Origin of the sequence: Mesorhizobium japonicum MAFF 303099, from assembly GCF_000009625.1 — a bacterium.
Taxonomy (GTDB): Bacteria; Pseudomonadota; Alphaproteobacteria; order Rhizobiales; family Rhizobiaceae; genus Mesorhizobium; species Mesorhizobium japonicum.
Map to the genome: position 1 here is coordinate 4,989,940 of NC_002678.2, position 21,350 is coordinate 5,011,289.

The 21,350-nt window shown below is 60.4% G+C and carries 20 protein-coding genes and 4 pseudogenes; 17 read left to right on the top strand and 7 right to left on the bottom strand.

The window, feature by feature from the left end:
- Window position 1: 1 nt before the first annotated feature.
- From MAFF_RS25225 to MAFF_RS38180, 3 genes are all read left to right on the top strand, one after another.
- Complete coding sequence (locus MAFF_RS25225; protein ID WP_010913823.1) at window positions 2-790, top strand: ABC transporter permease; 789 nt, start codon at window positions 2-4, stop codon at window positions 788-790.
- Between the two features lie 303 nt (window positions 791-1,093).
- Window positions 1,094-3,115, top strand: coding sequence for a carbamoyltransferase family protein (locus MAFF_RS25230; protein WP_010913824.1), 2,022 nt, complete (start codon window positions 1,094-1,096; stop codon window positions 3,113-3,115).
- 117 nt (window positions 3,116-3,232) lie between these two features.
- On the top strand, window positions 3,233-3,343 hold the full coding sequence (locus tag MAFF_RS38180; protein WP_010913825.1) for a nodulation protein NodZ: 111 nt from the start codon (window positions 3,233-3,235) through the stop codon (window positions 3,341-3,343).
- Here the strand turns inward: MAFF_RS38180 and MAFF_RS41495 are convergent.
- The gene (locus tag MAFF_RS41495) at window positions 3,334-3,570 is read right to left on the bottom strand and encodes a DUF6398 domain-containing protein (protein WP_244748460.1); all 237 of its coding nucleotides are present in this window, start codon (window positions 3,568-3,570) and stop codon (window positions 3,334-3,336) included. The genes MAFF_RS38180 and MAFF_RS41495 overlap by 10 nt on opposite strands.
- Window positions 3,571-3,723 carry a PLP-dependent transferase gene (locus MAFF_RS25235; RefSeq protein WP_244420605.1) on the bottom strand — a complete coding sequence of 51 codons (153 nt, stop codon included), beginning with the start codon at window positions 3,721-3,723 and terminating at the stop codon, window positions 3,571-3,573.
- A gap of 318 nt (window positions 3,724-4,041) precedes the next feature.
- On the opposite strand from MAFF_RS25235, the gene MAFF_RS25240 reads away from it, so the two are divergent.
- A complete protein-coding gene (locus tag MAFF_RS25240) occupies window positions 4,042-5,511 on the top strand; it encodes a PLP-dependent aminotransferase family protein (RefSeq protein ID WP_010913827.1) in 1,470 nt (489 codons plus the stop codon).
- A gap of 22 nt (window positions 5,512-5,533) precedes the next feature.
- On the opposite strand, the pseudogene MAFF_RS41330 reads toward MAFF_RS25240, so the two are convergent.
- A pseudogene (locus MAFF_RS41330) lies at window positions 5,534-5,694 on the bottom strand (LysR family transcriptional regulator); the annotation flags it as partial.
- A gap of 329 nt (window positions 5,695-6,023) precedes the next feature.
- Between MAFF_RS41330 and nodB the strand changes: the two are divergent.
- The 4 genes from nodB to MAFF_RS25260 all read left to right on the top strand — a co-directional run bounded on the left by nodB (window position 6,024) and on the right by MAFF_RS25260 (window position 9,550).
- The gene (gene nodB / locus MAFF_RS25245; RefSeq protein WP_010913829.1) at window positions 6,024-6,683 is read left to right on the top strand and encodes a chitooligosaccharide deacetylase NodB; all 660 of its coding nucleotides are present in this window, start codon (window positions 6,024-6,026) and stop codon (window positions 6,681-6,683) included.
- 489 nt (window positions 6,684-7,172) lie between these two features.
- A complete protein-coding gene (locus MAFF_RS25250; RefSeq protein WP_010913831.1) occupies window positions 7,173-7,796 on the top strand; it encodes an FMN-binding negative transcriptional regulator in 624 nt (207 codons plus the stop codon).
- Between the two features lie 27 nt (window positions 7,797-7,823).
- Complete coding sequence (locus MAFF_RS25255; protein ID WP_010913832.1) at window positions 7,824-8,474, top strand: LysE family translocator; 651 nt, start codon at window positions 7,824-7,826, stop codon at window positions 8,472-8,474.
- A gap of 263 nt (window positions 8,475-8,737) precedes the next feature.
- On the top strand, window positions 8,738-9,550 hold the full coding sequence (locus MAFF_RS25260; RefSeq protein WP_162034361.1) for a TIM barrel protein: 813 nt from the start codon (window positions 8,738-8,740) through the stop codon (window positions 9,548-9,550).
- 14 nt (window positions 9,551-9,564) lie between these two features.
- Here the strand turns inward: MAFF_RS25260 and MAFF_RS25265 are convergent, their stop codons facing one another.
- Window positions 9,565-10,509 (bottom strand): LysR family transcriptional regulator, encoded by a 945-nt coding sequence (locus MAFF_RS25265; protein ID WP_010913834.1) that lies wholly within the window; start codon window positions 10,507-10,509, stop codon window positions 9,565-9,567.
- A gap of 160 nt (window positions 10,510-10,669) precedes the next feature.
- Here MAFF_RS25265 and MAFF_RS38190 point away from each other — a divergent pair.
- Window positions 10,670-11,233, top strand: a pseudogene (locus MAFF_RS38190) (hypothetical protein); the annotation flags it as partial.
- Window positions 11,226-12,347, top strand: coding sequence for a nodulation factor fucose acetyltransferase NolL (gene nolL, locus MAFF_RS25275; RefSeq protein WP_010913835.1), 1,122 nt, complete (start codon window positions 11,226-11,228; stop codon window positions 12,345-12,347). The pseudogene MAFF_RS38190 and the gene nolL, both read left to right, overlap by 8 nt.
- 35 nt (window positions 12,348-12,382) lie before the next feature.
- Here the strand turns inward: nolL and MAFF_RS41335 are convergent, their stop codons facing one another.
- The gene (locus tag MAFF_RS41335) at window positions 12,383-12,670 is read right to left on the bottom strand and encodes a hypothetical protein (protein ID WP_096453860.1); all 288 of its coding nucleotides are present in this window, start codon (window positions 12,668-12,670) and stop codon (window positions 12,383-12,385) included.
- On the opposite strand from MAFF_RS41335, the gene MAFF_RS25280 reads away from it, so the two are divergent.
- Together MAFF_RS25280 and MAFF_RS38200 are read left to right on the top strand one after the other, a co-directional pair.
- A complete protein-coding gene (locus MAFF_RS25280; protein ID WP_010913836.1) occupies window positions 12,582-13,487 on the top strand; it encodes a LysR family transcriptional regulator in 906 nt (301 codons plus the stop codon). The two genes, MAFF_RS41335 and MAFF_RS25280, sit on opposite strands and share 89 nt — an antisense overlap.
- A gap of 111 nt (window positions 13,488-13,598) precedes the next feature.
- Window positions 13,599-13,714 (top strand): annotated as a pseudogene (locus MAFF_RS38200) (nitrogen fixation protein NifQ); the annotation flags it as partial.
- A gap of 521 nt (window positions 13,715-14,235) precedes the next feature.
- Here MAFF_RS38200 and MAFF_RS25290 read toward each other — a convergent pair.
- Entirely contained in the window at window positions 14,236-15,462 is a 1,227-nt protein-coding gene (locus MAFF_RS25290) for an MFS transporter (protein ID WP_044549158.1), read from the bottom strand.
- A gap of 56 nt (window positions 15,463-15,518) precedes the next feature.
- Window positions 15,519-15,909 (bottom strand): annotated as a pseudogene (locus MAFF_RS38205) (RNA polymerase factor sigma-54); the annotation flags it as partial.
- A 1,682-nt stretch (window positions 15,910-17,591) separates the two neighbouring features.
- Here MAFF_RS38205 and MAFF_RS25295 point away from each other — a divergent pair.
- The 5 genes from MAFF_RS25295 (at window position 17,592) to MAFF_RS25315 (ending at window position 20,834) form a co-directional block, all read left to right on the top strand.
- The gene (locus MAFF_RS25295; protein ID WP_006328923.1) at window positions 17,592-17,915 is read left to right on the top strand and encodes a DUF736 domain-containing protein; all 324 of its coding nucleotides are present in this window, start codon (window positions 17,592-17,594) and stop codon (window positions 17,913-17,915) included.
- A gap of 162 nt (window positions 17,916-18,077) precedes the next feature.
- Window positions 18,078-18,347, top strand: coding sequence for a helix-turn-helix transcriptional regulator (locus MAFF_RS25300; protein WP_006328932.1), 270 nt, complete (start codon window positions 18,078-18,080; stop codon window positions 18,345-18,347).
- A complete protein-coding gene (locus tag MAFF_RS25305; RefSeq protein ID WP_010913839.1) occupies window positions 18,344-18,892 on the top strand; it encodes a S26 family signal peptidase in 549 nt (182 codons plus the stop codon). The genes MAFF_RS25300 and MAFF_RS25305 overlap by 4 nt, the downstream gene beginning before the upstream one ends.
- Window positions 18,880-19,563 carry a lytic transglycosylase domain-containing protein gene (locus tag MAFF_RS25310; RefSeq protein WP_010913840.1) on the top strand — a complete coding sequence of 228 codons (684 nt, stop codon included), beginning with the start codon at window positions 18,880-18,882 and terminating at the stop codon, window positions 19,561-19,563. Before MAFF_RS25305 ends, MAFF_RS25310 begins: the two co-directional genes overlap by 13 nt.
- A gap of 182 nt (window positions 19,564-19,745) precedes the next feature.
- Window positions 19,746-20,834 carry an IS110 family transposase gene (locus MAFF_RS25315; RefSeq protein ID WP_044549164.1) on the top strand — a complete coding sequence of 363 codons (1,089 nt, stop codon included), beginning with the start codon at window positions 19,746-19,748 and terminating at the stop codon, window positions 20,832-20,834.
- Window positions 20,835-21,350 lie beyond the last annotated feature (516 nt).

Consider the following 21,350-nt stretch of genomic DNA (forward strand, 5'->3'; position numbering starts at 1 on the left):
GATGATTGAAGGTTTTGCGGCGGCGCTGCCGGCCAATGCGTGGAACTGGGTTGCGGTATGGCGACGCAACTATCTGGCATGGAAGAAAGTCGCACTCGTGTCGCTTCTCGGTAACCTCGCCGATCCTATGATCTACCTTTTCGGCCTAGGCACCGGCCTCGGCATAATGGTCGGCCGCGTCGACGGTGCGTCGTATATCGCCTTTTTGGCGGCCGGCATGGTCGCGGTAAGTGCGATGACCGCCTCTACCCTGGAAACATTGTACGCGGCTTTCGCTCGCATGCATTCTCAACGCACATGGGAAGCCATGCTGTATACGCACGTTACCCTCGGCGACATCGTTCTGGGTGAACTGGCGTGGGCAGCCACCAAGGCCTTCATGGCCGGTACGGCTATTACCATCGTCACCGCAACCTTGGGCTATGCCGCCTGGCCGTCCGTCCTCTATGCGCTGCCAATCATTGCTCTGACAGGGTGCGTATTTGCGAGCCTCGCGATGATCGTCACCGCACTTTCGCCCAGCTACGATTACTTCGTGTTTTACCAGACGCTTGTCCTCACACCTATGCTGTTCCTGTCGGGCGCCGTTTTCCCATTGAACCAGCTGCCTGGCGCCTTTCAGCAGATAGCGCGATGCATGCCGCTGTCACATGCGATCGACCTCATTCGTCCGGTTATGCTTGATCGCCCGATCAGCGGCATCGCCCTGCACGTCGGTGTGCTCGGCCTGTACGCGCTGTTGCCATTCTTCCTCTCGATGGCGCTGTTGCGCCGCCGACTAATGCGCTGACGAAAGAGAGTGAGATAAACAATGCGCTACGGACTTCGTGCTGCAAATAAAAACGACATCGCCAACGCAAATCGGCATCCAACCCAGGGTCTTCGTGGCATCCACTCAATCTCTCAACGTTATGGAACGCCCGGGACCTCGATCACAGGATCTCATGTTGATCCAGGCGTAAGAGAATTTCTTTGAGGTTGGTGATGTCTGACTGGCGTTCGCGGCGGCGAACGACAACGCAGCCTGTGTTTTTGATCAAACGGCCTTGAGACAGGCCAATTCAGTCTTCCTGTACGATAAACGGAGAGCGAGATGCTGTGTCTAGGATTGAGCGGCGGATTAGACAAAGTCTATGAAAACCGATTCCAGATTGCGAATACATTCATGCACGATGGCGCTGCGGTGCTCGTCCGAGACGGACAGGTCATCGCGGCCGTAGAAGAGGAGCGCCTCAATCGGATCAAGCACTCCAACAAGCTCCCAATCAGTTCGGTTCAATACTGTCTTTCAGCCGCTGGGGTTCAGCTCGGCGAAATCGATCATGTGGCGTACTACGCTACCGAAGCCTATTGCAACGCCATGCTCGAAAACATGCTTGCTTCCGAGCCCGACGCCTCCATTCCGTTGGATGCCAAATTTTTGGTGCAGCAGCTGTTGGCGCAGGAGTTCGGTAGCGAGCTCGACCCTTCGCGTATCTCATTCGTAAGTCATCATCAGGCGCACGCCGTGAGTGCTTTTGCAATGTCGGGCTTCGAGCAAAGTCTGATTTTCGCGATTGATGGCTCTGGTGATTTCCAGTCGGGTCTTGTGGCGGTAGGATCTGGTGCTGAAATTTCGCAACTCGCGACTTTCCCAGAGAACAATTCCCTTGGGCTATTTTATCTCGAGGTGATCCGGTATCTTGGCTACGGCTTGTTCGATGAATATAAGGTAATGGGGCTTGCCCCCTACGGCGATCCCGCTCCCTATCGCGAGCTTTTCGAGCAGTTCTATGAACTGTCTGCAAACGGCGAGTATCGCGTCCACCTGGACCGCATCGGTCCGACTTTGCTTCGCACCATTCAGGTCCGGCAAAAGGGAATGCCATTCACTCAGCAGCACAAAGATGTGAGTGCGTCGCTACAGGAAGCACTCGAACGCATCGTGTTTCACATTCTTCGGCATCATCGTGAGGCCACGGGGATGACGCGGCTGTGCCTGGCCGGTGGCGTTGCGCACAATTGCTCCATGAACGGCAAGCTGCTCTATTCAGGCCTTTTCGAAGACATCTTCGTGCAGCCCGCGTCGCATGACGCTGGCTGCGCATTGGGCGCTGCATTAATCGTGTCTGGTGAGTTGGGCCGCCCCGCGCCGCGTGCGCGATTGCAGGAGGTTTATTGGGGGCCGGATCTCGCGAGCGATCATGCTGTGGAAGAGGAACTAAAGGCATGGGCGGGGCACCTGGAGTTTGAACGCACTGAGGAGGTGGCGGATAGGGCAGCCGAGTGGATGGCCGGTGGCGCCGTGATCGGCTGGGTGCAAGGTCGTTCGGAGTTCGGGCCGCGCGCGCTCGGAAATCGCAGCATTCTTGCCGACCCCAGGCCCGCCACAAACAAGGACCGGATCAACGCCATGGTCAAGAAGCGGGAAGGGTATCGCCCGTTCGCCCCATCAGTGCTGGAGGAGGATGCGCGCGAATTTTTCGACCTCCCAGGCAGTGCGTGCGAATTTCCCTTCATGAATTTCGTGGTCCGTGTGCGCGACTCCAAGCGTGGTTTGCTCGGCGCCATCACGCACGTCGACGGTACGGCTCGGCTGCAAACAGTATCGCGCAAGGCCAGTCCGGCCTACTGGGACGTCATCAATGCCTTCAAGCAGCGCACTGGCATCCCAATTCTGCTCAACACGTCCTTTAACAACAATGCCGAGCCGATCGTGGATTCAGTTGCAGACTCGATTGCCACGTTCCTGACGACAGGGTTGGATGGACTTGTGGTCGGGCCGTTCCTCGTCAAAAAACGGGCCGCAACGCTGGAGGATTGGACTGCGCTAGCGGTTTCATTGCCGCCTTATGTATCCCTGTATAAGGTCCGCGCTCACACGGCGCTGGATCGCCAGGAGACCATCTGCGAAATCCGAACGGATCACTCCAGCCGTGACGGTGTGCGTATTTCACCTGAATTGTTCGATCTGCTGACGCGAATCGAGGGCGAAGCCGTGCTCGCGGATCTCCTCGATACAATTACGCTGGATCAGGCCCAGCGCGAGGCTCTCACAGGAGAACTGCGACGGTTGTGGGAGCAGCGCCGCGTTCGGATGCGTCCCTCGCAAGCTGCTCGCGTCCATCAAAACTGATGCCAAAAGCTGGACGACAGATAACAGTTGCCGAAACACCGTTCTGTCCAAGCATCTTCATATGACTGTGCCCAGGCTGCGAGCATGCATAACGCCTATGGCAGTCGAGGATCAGTAATGGATTTGCTTGCCGGTGGCTCAAGACAGCACCAATTCGTCGTTTCTCGACGGCGGACCCGGTTCGGTGACTGCCTATGGTCTTCGGCATCAGCCTGGTGTTACGCATAGCGGACGGGACGTGCGAGCGGGCTGCGCCGCTCGCGGGATAAGGCGGCGGCCCTACGGCGCGCCAAGCCGGCATATTCGTCGTTGAGATGCTTTTGGCAAAATGCGTTGGTGAGGCGACGATCATGTCTTAGCGCGCCTTGACCCTTCGGCCCCCTCGTTGGCGATGCCCGACATCTCCTTTCGGGCAATCGCCTGATCGGGATGCGAGTCGAGGAAGGGGAGCTCACCTAACCCACGGCCGAATGCCCGTCGCGCACCTGCGCGATCGCAAGCGCCGTGGTGCTGTGCCATTCCATGCGAAGCGCGAGAGTCCTTTTCAGCCCGCGCAGAACCAGGAAGGAGGACATGGTCGAGAGCGCCGCGCCGGTGATGTAGCGCAAGCCCGTTTCGTACAGCGTGTGGAGGCTTCCGCGTCGCCGAGGATTGCGCCGCCAATGCGGCGGCCTCATTCGCCGCAACACTTTCGATCGTAGGTCGAGCTCAGGAAGACGCGTGGTTGACCGGCATTGGGAAAACCAGCCGGATCGTAGCCGTGATGGATCGCGAGGGTAGCGAAGCCGAATTTGGCATCGTTCGCAGATGTGCCACTTTCCGGTCTTGGATTGCGGTCTCGGGCATCGGCTTCAGACGTGCCTTGGCTTTCGGAAGGAGTGGCTGCAAACTGGTTGATATGGAATGTCCAGTTGGCAGGAAAAGAAATGGTCCAGTCTCCAGGTCCCGGTGCTTCAACCCGCTCGCATGGCATGGGCGCGCGCCAGATCTACGAAGCGCTTCGCGAGCAGATCCTCAGAGGCGTTTACGGCACCGGAAGCCAGCTGCCGTCCTCCCGTGGTCTCGCCGAGGAACTTGGCGTCTCGCGAACGACCGTCACCGTCGCCTACGAGCAGCTGGCCGCGGAAGGTTTCATCGACATCCGTCAAGGCGCGCGCCCTCGTGTCGCATCCTCACTGCTGGGACATGAGCTGACCGCCAATCCCCCAAAACGGTTCGGCCCGGTTCACTTGTCAAGCTATGGCGAACGGCTGCGTGGTACTCCGCGCTGGCCGGATTACCTGCCGAACACGCTGAAGGTTGATTTCCGATATGGCGTCCTGGCGCCCTCAGATTTCCCCGCATCGGTTTGGAAGCGCGCGATGAACGCGGCGATGGCGCAGCGGCCGGCACGGCTCGCCTATGACGATCCGTGCGGTTCGAGCCGGCTCCGCCAAGCGCTTCAGGGCTATCTCTGGCGCGCCCGTACTGTGCGCTGCGACCCCGAGCAGATCGTCATCGTCAATGGTTCGCAGCAGGGCCTCGATCTCTGCGCGCGCCTGCTGCTCGACCCCGGGGACAGCTTCGTCATCGAGGACCCCTGCTACAGGATGGCGCGCCAGGTCTTTGCCAGTACAGGTGCCACGCCCGTTCCCGTCGAGGTTGACGATCACGGCATGCAAACGGAGCAACTGGCGGGGGTCGCGGCCCGGCTGGCCTATGTGACGCCCTCGCATCAGTTTCCGCTCGGCGGCGTCATGCCGATCCCGCGGCGGCATCAGCTTCTGGAATGGGCGCGGGAGCAGGGCGCCTATGTCATCGAGGACGACTACGACAGCGAATATCGCTACGATATCAGCCCCGTTCCCCCGCTGCATAGCCTCGAGGATCATGGGGCCGTCATCTACCTCGGCACCATCTCCAAGACGCTCTCGCCGATGCTGCGGATCGGTTATCTCGTCGTCCCGGCGGAATTCCTGCAGGTTTTCGAAACCGCCAAGCAGCTTGCCGACCGGCATTCTCCGATGGCGGGGCAGGAGTCATTGGCCTCTCTGATCGAGAGCGGTGGCTATGAAAGCCATGTGCGCCGCGTGCGCCGCATCAACGGCGAGCGCCGGGAGGCATTGCTGACCGCCCTGAAGCGGAGTTTTCAAGGTCGGATCGCCGTCCAGGGGGCAGAGGCTGGACTGCACGTCGTCATATGGTTCAACGACCTGCCGCGATCGCGTGAAACGGCGTTGGTCGAAGCTGCCCAATACGCGGGTCTGGGTCTGCACCCGATTTCGCCGCTTTATCATCGGCAGTCGGGAGCAGGCGAAGCCGACCGCGTCGGGCTTGTCATGGGCTATTCCGCCCTGAGCATCCGGCAGATCGAAAAAGGCGTCGAGATGCTGCGCGACGTCGTCGCTCGACTCTGAGACGCTGACGGTTCCGCACGCGGGTTAGAACGCATTCGCGGCCGCTCATCGTAAACTGTTCATCGTTGAAATAGTCGCGCGGCCGGGCGACGGCCGCGCTCATGGCCGGCTGACTAAGGTTGATGCTGCTGCCGCCGCCGTGAGGTTGCACGCGATCCAAGCCTTTGTCTCATCTATCCGCAACGTGGATGCTTGTCATCGAAACAATCGATTTTGCCGATTGTACAGAACGTCCCATAGGAAGAATTCAAGGATGCAGCCCTAAGGAGATTGTCGATGCATGCGTTGGCTCCGAGGAGCATTTTCTGGTGTGTCCCTCCTGGTCTGCGCCGAACATCAAGCGAGCCGAGCCCCTTTTCGACCAGGTACATCGGTTATCGGCGCAAGCTGCATCGCGTCGGCTCTTCGCGACAAGCTCCCCCCGATAGCGTAGGCCCCTACCTCAAGGATCGGGGTTATGCCGATTGCGAATGGCCGACCGGTACAACAATTGACCGCAAGGGTTCGCAGCTATGAGACGTCTCGATGACAGATGGAAGGTGCAGAGTGAATGCGCTGACGGCACCGGGCGTCGAAGCGTTTATCTGACGTTTGACGACGGTCCCAATCCATGTTTCACACCACAGATACTCGATGTGCTGGCGCAAAATCGGGTGCCAGCGACATTCTTCGTCATTGGTGCTTACGCCGCAGAGCATCCGGAACTCATCCAGCGAATGATCGCAGAAGGGCATGAGGTAGGCAACCACACGATGTCTCATCCGGACCTGTCCAAATGCGGTTTGGGCGAAGTGCAACGTGAAGTATTTGAGGCGAACCAGGCCATCATGCTGGCATGCCCGCAGGCCTCGATCCGCTACATTCGCGCGCCATACGGCGCCTGGAGCGAAGAAGTGTTCACTGCCTCAGAGATCGCGGGGCTGGCGGCCCTTCATTGGTCGATCGACCCAAGAGACTGGTCGCGCCCCGGCACCGACGCGATCGTCGATGCAGTGCTCGCCTCGGTACGCCCCGGCGCAATCGTGCTCTTGCACGACGGATGCCCTCCCGACGAGTCGACACGGAGCACTCAAGCCAGTCTGCGCAACCAGACCGTTATGGCGCTGTCCAATCTGATTCCTGCATTAGATGCCTGCGGATATGAAATTCGCTCGCTTCCAGAACATCACTGAAATGCGAGATCCCATGGACCTGCTTTCCCAGCCAGTACCTGTGTGGTCTCTCTTATGAAGGCTTACAGGCCGTTTACGCCCTGCGAACAAGCACTTCGTCGACATCGGACGAACTGGTCGGCTCCGACAGTTGGCTAGACGTCTGTTGTCACCTGCTACGATGAGGACCCGCGCACGCTCTCGGCATGGCCCAGCACCGCCGGTAGGTTCACTCTTCGACGATTGTTGAATGTATGGTTCACTTCGCGTTGGATCGATTTCATTGGGCTTGTCACAGGCTCACATAGCGCGACCCTGCGGGATCGCTGGCTGCGTCCGAAAGGTTTGGCAGGCAATTCGCATACCGTGACCGGCACCGGGGATTCCGGTGCCCTGATCCGGCGCGCGATGCCATCTTTCACCAACTGGACTACCTCAATAGCTTCTGACTGGCTGTTTCCAATAGGCCAGCTTGCCGATACCTGACTTGGTAACGCAAGGAGTTTCGCGATGTACATCCCTCCCGCTTTCCGCGACGACGACAAGGAATGCCTGCGCGCGACCATTCGCGCGGCGCTGCTGGCGAACTTCGTTACCGTCACGGCGGAAGGGCCGCTCGCAACGCCACTGCCCCTCTTCCTTGACGAGAGCGAGGGCGAGCACGGCGTGATCTACGGGCACCTGGCGAAGGCCAATCCCCAGTGCCGTGTTCCGCCGCTGGGCGACGGCTTGGCCATCTTCATGGGGCCGGACGCTTACGTGACGCCGGCATGGTATGCGACCAAGCGGGAAACCGGGAAGGTCGTCCCGACCTGGAATTACGTCGCCGTCCACGCCTATGGCCCGGTCGAGTTCTTCGAGGATGCGGGAAGATTGCTGGACGTCGTGAATCGGCTGACCGACCACCACGAGGGCGAGCGCGCCTCGCCTTGGGCGGTGTCGGACGCGCCGCCGGATTTTATACAGGCGCAACTCCGCGGAATCGTCGGCCTGCGCATGCCAATCACGAGGCTGGAGGGCAAGCGCAAAATGAGCCAGAACCGGAACGCGGCCGACCGCGCTGGCGTGGCGGCGGGCCTTGCGGCGAGCGAGCGGGCATCTGACCGCGACGTCGCCGCTCTCATCCCAAAATAATCATGAACTTCGTCGGAATCGACCATCATGCCAGAACTGACCCCACTCGCCCTGTACCTCGCCGCGGCCTCCGTGCTCGCCATCACCCCCGGTCCGGGCATCTTCTACGTTGCCGCGCGCACGCTCGCCGGTGGTCGTCGGGAAGGTATCGCTTCCAGCTTCGGCACGGGGTTGGGGGGCATGATCCACGTCCTCGCCGCAAGCTTAGGTGTTTCCGCGATCGTGCTCGAGAGCTCGGAACTGTTCTCCGCATTAAAGCTGTTCGGCGCGGTCTACCTCGTCTGGCTCGGCTTTCGCACCTTTCAAGCCGCCCGCCTCAAGGGAGCGACTGGCGGCGATGACGGCGCCGCAGTGGGTCCAGTCGGACCCCGGCGGGCGTTTCGTGAAGGGGTACTGGTCGAGGCGCTCAACCCGAAGACGGCAGTCTTTTTCCTCGCCTTCATTCCGCAGTTCGTGAATCCGAGCGCAGGGCTCGTAGCTCTGCAATTCGTGGTGCTTGGCTCCGTGTCCATTGCGCTCAACACGCTCGCCGACATCGTGGTTGCCGTCGTGGCCAGCGGCATTCAAGACGGCGCGGCAGCGCGTCCCGGGTTGATCCGCCGCCTGAGGGAGGCGTCAGGTGGCGCGATGATCGCGCTGGGCGTCGGCCTCGCTCTGGCGAAACACCCTGCTGCCTGACTTTGGCGGGTACCTGGCGGAAGCAGTTGGATGGCTGCGAGCGAGTTCGGTCATTGCACCTATTTAACCATGTCTCAGGAGGCGCGGCACCGCCGTTTGGGTGAACGTCGGCTCATAAATGAGAGAAAAACATAGCGTGAGAGAAACGTGAGTACGACTGCCTCGCCTCGCTCATGCCCATCATTTCGGACCTCGCGAATCAACGCACGGTAGAAGCCAGTCAGCCGAGAATGACGCCCGTTTCATGGAAGGAAAGCCAAGCCATGCGCGAAGCATCGCCCCGCTTTGCACTCGATTATTTGGCGACGCCCGGACTTGACGTCAGGGCACTTTTCGCTTTTGCCCGCGACCAGGGCCTAACCGATGTCCAGATCCGCAGCCAACCGGGCAGCAATGCTATTGCACGCGGCATGCCGGCGGCGGACGTCCGGTCTGCGGCCGCCGACACAGGCGTTGGGATTATTTCCGTCAATGCCCTCCAGCGCTTCAATGAGTGGACCCCCGCCCGCAGGGCCGAGGCGAGCAAGCTCGCCGATTATGCAGCGGCCTGCGGAGCCAAGACGCTCATGCTGGTGCCGGTCAACGATGGCTCCTGGCCCGCCAATGTCGAGCGCCGGGGCGATCTCCGCGTCGCCTTGAAGGCGCTCAAGCCGATCCTCCAGTCGCGCGGTCTGATCGGTCTCATCGAGCCGCTGGGCTTCCGGACCTGCTCGCTTCGATCGAAGAACGAAGCGGCTAAGGCCATTGCCGCCATTGATGGCCAATCCGTCTTCCGCCTCGTGCACGACACGTTCCACCACACGCTTGCCGGGGAGACGTTCTTCTCCTCCGAGCTGACCGGTCTCGTCCACATTTCAAGCGTGAACGATCCGATCCACTGGATTTACCCGGATCGCGTCCTGGTCGGTTCCGACAATGGCAGCCAGATCCGGGCGCTGCTTGATGGCGGCTATGGGGGGCCCTTCTCATTCGCACCGTTTGTCGACGCAGCCCACCCGCTGGACGACCTCGCAGGCGCACTTGCCGCGAGCGTCGCTCTCTTCCGACACGGGCTATTGACGCGAGTGCCGGCGTGAGACGCGGGAGTAAATTAGGGCTGCCTGGGGCGCCTTTTGGCGTCCCCCGGAGAAGTCATTCGAGACGCCTCCTGTAGCAATATCTCTCGCAGCCAGATGCTTGCCGGATCACTGTTGTGAAGGGCGGGCCATTGAACGGCCTCGGTGAACGTGGGTAGTGGCAGCGGAAGTTCGATGATCCGCAGGGGGAAGGTTTTTTTGAAATGCTGAACCAGCCGGAAGGGCATGGTCGCTATACGAGCTGTGCCTGAGACCATCGGCGGGATCATGCTAAAGGCCTGCACAACGATCTCGACACGTCTCTTGAGACCATGCTCAAGAAAAAACTGTTCCTCGATGGAGGGCTTCAGCGTCCGCCCGAACTTGACCGCAACGTGCCTCATCGACATGTATCTCTCGAATGTAAGCTGCCGTGGCAGCTGCTTGTTCGTGGAGCAGCCCACGCACACGAGCGTCTCGTCGAACAGCGCCGCTCTTGGATGGGCACTTGACATGAACAATTCTGGAAAAATCAGAAAATCGACGTCACCGCGCCGGAGAAGCTCATCGGGGTCGTCGTCGATAGGCAACAATTCGAAGCTGACGGCGGGTGCTTCGCGTGCAACCCGCTCCACGACCTTTTCAAAAAACACGAGTGTGGCGAAATCGGAAAGAATGATCCTGAAACGGCGATCGGATTGAGCCGGATTAAACGGATCCCAAGAGATAATCGAGCACTGGATTTGCAAGAGTGCGCTGCGAACTGCGGGGGCGAGTGTTTCCGCACGCGGGGTTAGAACACGTTCGCGGCCGCTCGTCGTAAACAGTTCATCGTTGAAATAGTCGCGCAGCCGGGCGACGGCCGCGCTCATGGCCGGCTGACTAAGGTTGATGCTGCTTGCCGCCGCCGTGAGGGTCCGCTCGGTCAGCAGTGCGTCGAGCACGACGAGAAGGTTCAGATCAAGGCCCTTGAAGCGCATGGCTTTCACTTATCCATAGCGTGGATGCTCGCGATCTAAACAATCGATTTTACCAAACTTCCAGGGCGCTGCATAGATGACCGCACTTGACATGCGCCCGATCACGCCACTGCTTCTGCAGCGTGTGCTGGGAAATGACTTGTAAGTAGCCGATCATGTCGAACTCTCCGCCTTCTTCCAAAAGGCCTATGGGCGACAGGGGCTTTCAGGCGGTTGTAGCTGGGCCGGTGCAGGGCCGAGGGTTCGCGCAATCGGCTCTGATGTGCACGGCGTAGCAGCTCACTAGGACCTGCTGCGCCATTTCTTCACGGTTGGCGAGGTTGATTTCTTGGGAGGCGAACTCGGACCGTACAGGATGCATCCGGATCTTGAGAGACTCGGAATGAGTCATTCTATCCGCGTCATGCGTCCGGTGCTGCAGCAGCGTGGCATTCCATTCGCTTTTGGCATGGTTCGGCACCCGCTGCGAAACCATCTTGAGAGGTTCTGCAGAGACGGCCAGACGACCATAGTGCCGGGCGTTCGCATCGCCACACATGATCGCGACCGCCAATGCGCTCGAGGTTTGCGATCAGGCACTGGGATTTTTTCCGCTCGGTTGCAGCCAATCGGCCCTCCATACCACGCCGCGATCCGCGTGATTTTCGATCCTTTGCACCGCGCTCGCCGTGCCCAGAAACGGCAAGTAGCAACTGCAACAGATAGGCTGGAGTCTGATGCTTGATAACATAAGAGCCGGAGCGAAGGGACGCGGCTCGTGCCCAGCAGGGACAAACAACCGAGACCTAAGCTTCGATTTCGCCAAAGGCATACTCATTACTTTGGTGATAATTGGGCACTTGTTACAATATTTAATCTACCAGGGCACCGACGCTTTCTGGCTGTCGCCGTATTTCAAGTCGATCTACATGTTTCATATGCCTCTCTTTATGGCGATAAGCGGATATCTTTCTTCTGGGGCAATTTTGCGAAAATCGTTCACCCAAGGTGTCGGTGAGCGGGCAATGCAGCTACTACTGCCAATGCTTTTTTGGTGTACATTGATTTGGACGTTAAAGTCCGCAGTTATTTTTCCCATGAAGAGTTTAACTGATACATTGTTGGATTTGTCGACGGAAGTTATTGGAACCTATTGGTTCATATGGGCGGCATTTATTTCGTTCATTCTGATTAGAGTTCTTACAACTTTCAACCGTCTATCGATATGGATCATAAGCGCATCTGCAATTGCGGTCGCATTCGCACCCATCACGTTATCAATAACCCCGTTGTTAAAGTACACTTACCCATTTTATTGTTTAGGGTTCCTGTTTGCCCAGCCGATCGGATGGCAGAATGGCGTCATCTGGCGTTACAAATGGATTTTTGTTGTCTTACTTTCGATAGCGGCTTTCATATGCTTCCTCGGGTGGGGCAAGGAGACTTATGCCTACAATAATCTCGTTTTAATTCATGATGAACAGTCAGCTAAACAAGTTTTTCTGATGTTCTCTGGCTCTTTGGCGGCTTCTGCAGTAGCAATGCAGTCTATGTTCCAATGCTGGAGACTTGTCTATTCGACGAGAGTAGCTCGCTTTGTCGCGGTGCAGCTTGGTCAGAGCACGCTGCTGCTTTACCTGGTCCAGGGTGCCGTGTTTCGCCTCATGGATTTGATACAGTTTGGAGAAGTCTGGAATCTCACGACCAGAATCACCTTCGCAACTGTGCTTGGAGTGGCGATTGTCGTCATAGCGATGGCAATTCGCAGTATTGCGCGCAACCTCGGATATGTGTCGCGGATCGTTGTCGGAGCGCCGCCACGCCCAAGTCTGCTCAAATCTCAATCTGTAATCAATTAGCCACGTGAAAAATTCGCATCTGTAATCGACATGTTTCATAGCTCCGGACCTATCCGATCGACTGTTGTACCGGTCGGCCATTCGCTCGTCGGCCGCGCTATCCCCATAACTACGACGAGCACGTCCTCCACGCGCGCGGGCGGCAGGTCGGGACACAACACCTCTGAGTGGGACCGTAAACGAGCGCCCATAATGGTCACGATGACAAACAACCACGTTACGGACAGATGAGGCATGCGTTTCAAAGGCCTTGATCTGAACCTTCTCGTCGTGCTCGACGCACTGCTGACCGCGCGCAACCTCACGGCCGCGGCAAGCAGCATCAACCTTAGTCAGCCGGCCATGAGCGCGGCCGTCGCCCGGCTGCGCAACTATTTCAACGATGAACTGTTTACGATGAGCGGCCGCGAACGCGTTCTAACCCCGCGTGCGGAAACACTCGCCCCCGCTGTTCGTGGCGCACTCTTGCACATCCAATGCTCGATTATTTCTTGGGATCCGTTTAATCCGGCTCAATCCGATCGCCGCTTCAGGATCATTCTTTCCGATTTCGCCACACTCGTGTTTTTTGAAAAGGTCGTGGAGCGGGTTGCACGCGAAGCACCCGCCGTCAGCTTCGAATTGCGGCCGCTCGACAACGACCCCGATGAGCTTCTCCGGCGCGGTGACGTCGATTTTGTGATTCTTCCGGAATTTTTCATGTCGAGCGCCCATCCAAGAGCGGCGCTGTTCGACGAGACATTCGTGTGCGTGGGCTGCCCCACGAACAAGCAGTTGCCACGTCAGCTTACATTCGAGAGATACGTGTCGATGAAACACATTGCGTTCAGGGTCGGCGGTGCCCAGATGCCATCCATCGAGGAACAGTTTTTGCTTGAGCATGGTCTCAAGAGACGTGTTGAGATCGTCGTACAGGCCTTTAGCATGATCCCGCCGATGGTCTCAGGCACAGCTCGGATAGCGACCATGCCCTTCCGGCTGGTTCAGCATTTCAAAAAAACCTTCCCCTTGCGGATCATCGAACTTCCGCGGCCACTACCCACGTTCACCGAGGCCGTCCAATGGCCCACCCTCCACAACAGTGATCCGGCAAGCATCTGGATGCGGCAGATAATGTTGCAGGAGGCATCCCGCATGTGAAGTCGCGGGCACTCCTGGTCTCAGTCTAGATTTACTCAGCGCCTCATACGGGTGCGAACCGGCGTGCAAAATTGGGTCTGACGCACATTCGATGATTTTGCATGACGGCGTGCCACGTGTTTCCCCACGCTGGCAGCCGGCAACACCAAAAACATGAAGTGGAAGAAGTACTTTTACCGCAAGCTATGCGAGGCTGAAGGTTTTCGCCATGCGCCGCACCGAATTGCGGGGATACTGAGCGTGAGATAACTCGTCTCGTCCTCCTGCCGAATTCCGGTAAGCCGCCTTACCAAGGGCAGGCGGCGCTTGAGATTCCGCCGCTGGAAATCCGTCGCGCGGGGCTGTCGACGTTCAATCGCGGCTGGATCACAGTTGGTGAATACAACTACGATATCGCCGAACGATCCTCTATTTCGGGCCGAATCAGAAGCTGCGGGGCATGTTCGGCCCCGAGCTTCATGTAAGAGATCAGGCGCGCGATCCGCCCGATGCTCGCCGCAAGACAGAGCCGCATAGACCGCGTCGCCATGCCAGAGCGGTCGACGGACGAGGCGGTCCGGTTCGGTCCCGCACTCTTAGGTTCTCTCGTCGGCACCATCATTCGAAACGCCCCCGCCGGTCGAAATCGACCGGACAACAGCGTCCGATCACCCGGAGACGAGGCCTGCAACCGCCAAAAATCGTGCGTAGGATCGCACCGCGCGGCTGATGATTGCATCTTTCCCGCGCTGCACTGATGGCCTCTCTGTCAGGTGGTCTGAGGTTCGCGCTTCGGGCCGAGCAAGAACACTGTCAGGGCGCCGAGGAACGAGGCAACGGCGCTGTAGGCAAGGGAACTGGCGACGCCGGCATTGTCCATCAGTAGTCCGCCGAAAATCGCGCCCGCTGCGATGGCTACCTGGAACGTTGCGGCCATCAGCCCACCGGCGCTTTCGGCCTGCTCGGGAGCGGCGTGCAGCACCATCCATGTCTGCAGTCCCACCGGCACCGCGCCGAAGGCAAAGCCCCATACTGTAACCGCAATCGCCGTGGCCCAAGCCGATGCTCCCAGCGTCAGCAGCGAGACAGTGGCCATCGCTATGAACAGGGGAGGCAGGGCCGCGGCTGCCTTGAGGCTGTGCTCGGCCAGGAATCCGCCGGCCAAATTGCCGAAGAAGCCGCCGATGCCAAAGACGAGCAACACCAGCGAGATCGTCTCGATATCAAGCGCGGGAAACTTCTCAAGGAAGGCGCGGATATAGGTGAAGCCGGCGAAGTGCCCGGAAGCGACCAGCAGGACGACCAACATCGCGACTTTGATCATCGGATTCTTGGCCACATCCAGCAGACTGCGGAAGCTGGCCACTCCAATCGGAGGCAGCCTCGGAATGGTTATGAGTTGCACTACCAGCGTCACGGCGCCGACGACCGCAGCGATCATGAAGGCGGTTCGCCATCCCCAGATATCGCCGACATAGGCGCCGATTGGAGCCGCGCAAACGGTAGCGCAGGTAACGCCGGTGAGGATGATCGACATGGCGCGCCGCAGGAGGTGACTTGGAACGAGCCGCATCGCCAGCGCTGCCGAAATCGACCAGAACCCTCCGAGTGCTATGCCGAGCACGACGCGGGCGGCCAGGAGAACCGGCAGCGACCCCGCGACGGCCGATAGAACGTTCGACAGGATCAGCAGCAGCGTCATCGCCCATATGACGATCCTGCGGTCCAGGGGCCTTGTGATGACGGCCATCGTCGGCGCCGAGATCGCCCCCACGATGGCGGTCGTTGTCAGCGCCTGTCCGACTGCACCCTCGGTGATAGAGAGATCATGCGCGAGCGGCGTCAGCACGCTGGCAGGCAGAAACTCTGCCGTCACAAGCCCAAAGGTGCCTAAGGCAAGCGAAATGACTGCACCCCATGCGGGACCAGACCGTTGATCTGGCTGTTTTGGGTCATGCAGAACTCCGTCCATGAAGCCCGTAGCGGATTCGGTCATCAACAGGGTCTCCAGTTTGGATGTGCTGCAAACTCGGGTTGCTGCGTTGACCCGGATTAACGCCAGAAGCGCCATTCCCTGCGGCATTGCACGGACGAGGGGATGTTCATCGCTTCGCGATATTTTGTGACGGTGCGGCGCGCAAATCGATGGCCCTTTCCTTGGGCCGGACGACGATGTCGTCGTCGGAAAGCGCGTCATCTTGCGATTCGTCGGCGATTGTCGCCTTGATCCGATGGCGGACAGCTTCGGGGGGGACCGCGCGTCGCCACCTTGGGAGGACGCGCTCGCGACGGTGAAAAAATACTTCAGTTCGAACACTTCGCGCGGGGTCTGCATGTATGTGTTCGACGTCACCCGGCTTACCGTCGCCTGATGCACTTTGATCGCGTCGGCGACAGTCCTGGGCCCGAGCGGCCGCACTTGGTCGATGCCGTGTTCCAAAAAAGGCATCCTCCTGGCGGAGGCGGGTAAGCGACAATTGGGCGAGCGCCACGGCTCCGTCAGTCTCGAACCAGCCATAGCAAATCAGATACCGGAGGAGGGACGTCTGGAGGGGACGTTCGGCGCAAACGTGCGCGGTCTCCTTGGGCGCTTGTATGGAACTTCGCGTTTTTGCCATGGTTCTGTTCATAGCTTTCTACGTGCTTTGGTGGGCTCTAACGGATAACAGCAAGCGCTATGCCATTTCACTTGGGGGCACCGAATCGGACTATCTTTTGCCGAAGCCCTGTCGGCTTGAGCAGGGGCGCCGTGCATTGACCGAGACCGAGCGCGCCGCACAATCGCTTGGTCACCCGGACCGAGCAAAGGTGCTGTACTGTCGGAGTAGTCAGAACTTCCGCGCCGGCAAGGGAAGGCGAAAGCCGTTCCGGACGGGCCGAGCCGATGCATTGCCGCACGCCGGCATCGACCGCGTAAGGCTTTGTCTCTGGCGTGTAATTGCGTGCGCAGGCTGCGATCTGCGAAGACGCGGCCGTCGCGCCGACGATCGCGCTGTTGCTGCTCCCCCTGTCGAGGAAGGTCTTTGACACCTCCGAGCTCTTCAGCACGGCGCGCCGGTCTCCACGCCCTGAGGATCGAGTCCGGCTGGGCGTCACGGCGTTTGCGAGATTGAGATTCCTTGATTTGCTCCCTCGTGCGCGCCTATCCGAAAACATTGTTGTGTCCCGAAGGCTGACAAGAATGTCGCAAGCGCGACCAAAAGATCGCCACGGCCCACAGGGGCAATTGCGACCAGTGGCCTTCTTCGGAAATCGGGGGAGCAATACCCTTTCCTCGTCGACTTCGGACGCGGGCTCAGCCGTGCCCGCCGCGCCGCTAGGAACGACCTAACCTTGGCGGATGGCGGCTGGCCGATCACCCGGGTATGTCCGCGTCGATAAAAGAAAAGCGTCTGGTCTCAGCCAGGCGGACCTCGCGAAGGCCATCGGTATCAATTTGGTCGAATTCCTCGATCACGCCGAGACGATCGGTTTCGCTCCAATGGAACCAGCTGGCGCGGATTCGACCAAGTTCCCAACCGAAAACACACGAAACGCGGCGGCTTCCGACCGCCGATCAATGGGCCGAGGCCCGGTCGCTGTTACCCTCGAATGAGTCCGCCATGCCGAGGCGGCTCGTCGATAGCCGCGGGTTGGCGCCTCTCCGGGGCGCGTTGGCTGCACGTTCCGCCCCTTGGACCCCGCTTCCGGCAACAACATCCGGCCGCCAAAGCTCGCCCTTGTCAGTGCTCGATTACCACGCCGAGATGCCTGCTGGGGCTCCCGGTGCACGGGCACATTTATCGATCCGGCACGGTGTTGAGCGTGCGGAACCCGCCGCACGCGTTCCGATCGCTTGTTGTGCTCACCCGATCACGCGACCTGTCCCCACACGTCTTGAGGACATTCCCCTGCGGCTGGCTCATTGACCTATGGGCGGTTCCAGCCCGCCCGAAACCCCCGCCACCAGCTTTTTTCCCCGCCGCATGACGCGGCTTCCTCGCGCCGCTTCGCTTCAAAAAAGCTGCCCGCTCGGGTCCTTCGCTGCCGCTGCGGCCCTGCCGGGTTCGGGCGGTCCGGACGCGCCCATCACGGTCCGCCATCGCAGGGGAATGGTCCCCGGCGACAGCAGAAGGAGACAGGAAAATGACCGCGATCGGTTACGTCAACAAGCAGGAAAACGGCAGCTACAAAGGCCAGCTCAGGACGCTCAGCGTCCGCGCCGACATCGACATCGTGCCCAATCGGAGCAAGTCCGCCGACAACCATCCCGACTTCCGGGTGCTGACGCAGGGCGTGGAGGTCGGCGCCGGCTGGATCCGAACCGGGGAGACTTCCGGCAACGACTATGTGAGCTTGTCCATCGCCGCACCGGAGTTCGGTCCCCGCAAGCTCTACGCCAATCTCGGCCGCGCCGCCGGCCAAGACGATCAAGACACCTACGCCGTCATCTGGAACCCGGCCGACTGACCGGCCGGCTCAAGCCCTCGCGCCGCAACTCGGCGCGGGGGTTCCCGCCGACGCTCGCCCGAAGGGGCGGCGAAAACTCCCACCCGACTCTTCGCCCGTCCCCAGGACGACCTCGCTCGCCGATCCTCGCGGTCGCTTGTCCGAAGCGAAACGAGGACCATCATGGACGACGAAAACGACCGCGCGGCCCGCGCCAAGAAGGGCAGTCCGTTTCTGAACACCGCGCAGGCTGCCTTCTATATCGGCCTATCCCAGCGCACCCTGGAAAAGATGCGGCTGACCGGCGGCGGCCCGAAATACCGCAAGCACGGCCGCTATGTCCGCTACCACATCGACGAACTCGACGACTGGTCGAAAGGCCGCCCGCCAGAACCCGGCTCCGACGATGACAAGGGCGGGTCCGGCTCAGCCGACGAGGGAGCCCGCTCATGAGCCAGCGGCCTTCCATCCATCTGATCGGCAGCCGTTTGCGGCGCGTTCGGGCGCGCAACGCAATCGCCATCGCCGCGATTGGCCTGAGCCTGACAGGCTTCACGGCGCTCCCAAAGCCGTCTCCCTTGCTGGTCTGGAACGCCTCGGCTAGCGCGCCGGTCGGTCTCTATCGCGTTGGGTCTGGCACGCCTGCGCGCGGCGATCTTGTGCTCGCCCGCCCGCCTGGCTTCGTTGCCTATCTCGCCGACCAACGCGGCTATCTGCCTCGCAATATACCGCTGGTGAAGCGTCTCGCCGCGCTGCCGGACGAGCATGTCTGCGCCTTTAGTAATGCCATCATCATAGGCGGCGAGATCGTCGCCCGTCGGCTCAAAATCGACACGCAAGGCCGTCCGCTGCCCTGGTGGAACGGCTGCCGAGCGCTCGCCCATGACGAGGTTTTCCTGCTCGGCAACGAAAAAAATCACTCCTTCGACAGTCGCTATTTCGGGCCGGTGCCGGCCGAAAACATCATCGGGAGGCTGGTGCCGCTATGGACCGAGTGACCCTCCTGATGCTCGGCATGATCGCCGTCGCGCCATGCGCCTGTTCCGCCTCGACCGGCGCTGAGCCAGCCGTCATCTCCCAAAGTCCGCAGCTGCAACGATGGCAGCACTTCGTATCGGAAGCAAGCGCACGCTTCCACATTCCCCAGGCCTGGATTTGCGCCGTCATCGATGCCGAAAGCCGCGGCAAGACCGTCCTCGATGGCCGTCCCATCACCTCCCGCGCCGGCGCCATGGGTCTTATGCAGGTGATGCCCGGCACCTATCAGGAGATGCGCGTCGAGCACGGTCTGGGAGCCGACCCGCACGATCCGCGCGACAACATCTTGGCCGGAACCGCCTATCTCAGCGCCATGTATAAGCGTTTCGGATTCCCCGGCCTGTTTGCCGCCTACAACGCTGGACCCGAGCGCTATGAAGGCCATTTGAAGCTTCGAAGGCCGCTGCCGAAAGAGACCGTTGCCTATCTGAAACAGCTTGAGGCGACGGGGATTTCGGCGGCCGACATGAACGAATTCAAAGGCCAATCCACAACTTCAAAGGGGCGGAACGCTCCCTCCGGACGCTCTTTGTTCTTCCTTCGCGACGGTGTTCGCGCCGGTGAAACGAATGGCGGCCTTTTCGTGCCGCTCGGCAGGGATCGCGCGCGGAAAAAGAAGCACAATGGCTAGCGATGTTGAGGGCATCCGGGAGGGGCCAGGGACGCTTAAGGCGAGGGGCGCGTAATGCCGCCCGTAATCGGGGCGGGCGCCTGAAAGGGCAGCAAAGCTGTGTGTCAGCCGCGGCGCCGCTGGCGATGGCCGGCGGTTCGGCGGCACATTCTGCGCCTGTGAAACGACGCAGGAGGCGAACGATGGAATTCTTTTGTGGACTGGACGTGGCGATGGACGAGACGGCGGTTTGCGTCGTCGACGATCAGGGCGCGGTGCATCTGGAGGCAGCGGTGATGACCGATCCCGAGGCGCTGTTTGCGGTGCTGAAGCCGTTTCTCGCGCGACTGCGGCGCGTCGGCCACGAGGCCGGCTCGCTGTCGCCGTGGCTGCATCCGGAACTCAAGAAACTTGGCCTGCCGGCAATCTGCCTGGAGACGCAGCACGTGCGCGCCGCGCTGTCGGCGCAGCGCAACAAGACCGACAAGGCCGATGCGCTCGGCATCGCCCACATCATGCGCACCGGCTGGTTCCGCCAAGCCTGCATCAAGTCGGAGAGCTGCTACCGGACGAAGCTTCTGCTGACCCACCGGCGCAATCTGAAGGCCAAGTTTCTCGACCTGGAGAACGCCATCCGGCACTCGCTGAAGTCATTCGGCATCCGCCTTGGCAAGGTCGGACGCGGCGCTTTCGAGCAGGCGGTTCGCCAGGCTGTGGCCGACGATCCGCTGTCGGCCGAACTGATGGACGCCATGCTGTCGGCGCGCGCGGCGCTGTGGAAACAGTATTGCCGACTGCACGATCTCGTCGTCAAAATGGTGGCGCGCAGCGAGCTGTGCCGGCGCTTCATGGCGATCCCCGGCGTCGGCCCGGTGACGGCGCTCTCGTTCATGACGGCGATCGACGATCCCACACGCTTCCGCCGCTCACGCGACGTCGCGGCCTACTTCGGGCTGACCTCGCGGCGCTGGCAGTCGGGCTCCTCGATCGACGTTCAGGGCCGCATCTCGAAGGCTGGCGATGCGGACGTGCGGCGCGCGCTCTACGAGGCGGCGTCGGGACTGATGACGCGCTTCAAAGGCAGGGACAAGGTCAAGAGCTGGGGCCGGGAGATCGCCAAACGCTCCTGCCACCGCAAGGCCTGTGTCGCTGTGGCGCGCAAGCTGGCGGTGATCATGCACGCGATGTGGAGCGACGGCACGTTCTATGTCGGCGACGCGGCCATGAGTGACACCGACGCCGCGCAACGCGCCCACATCAAGGATCGACGCCTGCTCGGAGCGCATCGATGAGCGGCGCGACGGCGGTTGAAACGCATGGCGCCCGCACGCTGACGGACGCCATCTGACACAAGGAGATCCGCCCCGGCGGATGAGGACCGATGCAGACCAGGAACGACGGAACGCACGTTATCTTGCCTGCGGCCGCGCCGACGATGAGACGGCCGGACCGCGCTCGATTGCCTGTGACGATGCTCCGTCAGTCCGATGGAAAAATGCGCCACGACGGTTCGAGCGCTGCAACCATGCAGCCGAACCACACCGTCGCAGAGCGCGGAAGATTGCACGGCGCATCGGAACTCGACGTTCAAAAGCGGAGTCGTAGCGCAGAGAATAGAGTCGTGTATTATCGCAGACGGAAGGAGGAACGACGATGGCTACAAAGTATCGCCAAACACAACCGATTAAGATGGCAAGATAAAGGCACCGCCTCCATGAGGCGGCGAAGCCTTTGTCTGCACATCCTTTTTGCCGGAGGCTGCCGGCGGCGCCAGGAGGGTGGGCCAGCGAGACCCAGGTTTCGCTTGA